General features: G+C 60.3%; 1 protein-coding gene. It reads left to right on the top strand.

Going from position 1 to position 353, the window contains the following annotated elements:
- Positions 1-45 precede the first annotated feature (45 nt).
- The coding region (locus AC1D0P_RS32720; protein ID WP_477680521.1) for an amidohydrolase family protein at positions 46-353 on the top strand (308 nt) is incomplete at its 3' end.

Genomic DNA, 353 nt, shown 5'->3' with positions numbered 1-353 from the left:
CAGTCGCCATGGCAGAGTGGCGCATCCAGTTCGGGAGCAACGCTTGTGATTATCGACACCCATCTGCATATCGTCGACCAGGCGGCACTCAGCTATCCGTGGCTTGCAGGTGCCGGCCCGTTGAACCGCAGCTTTTCCTATAACGACTATGCCGTCGAGGCCAGGCGCCTCGGCATTGCGGCCAGCCTGCACATGGAGGTCGACGTCGCCGAAAGCGACATCGAAACCGAGACTGATTACGTCACGGAGATCGCTGCCCGCCCCGGCAGCCTCGTGATCGGTGCCATCGCCTCATGCCGTCCGGAACACGAGGGCTTTGCCGAATATCTGGAACGTGTCCGCAATAAGAACAT

This window comes from Polaromonas sp. P1_G2 (assembly GCF_056405515.1).
Note: the sequence above shows the minus strand (reverse complement) of the source record. Positions and strands in the feature narration are given on the sequence as shown.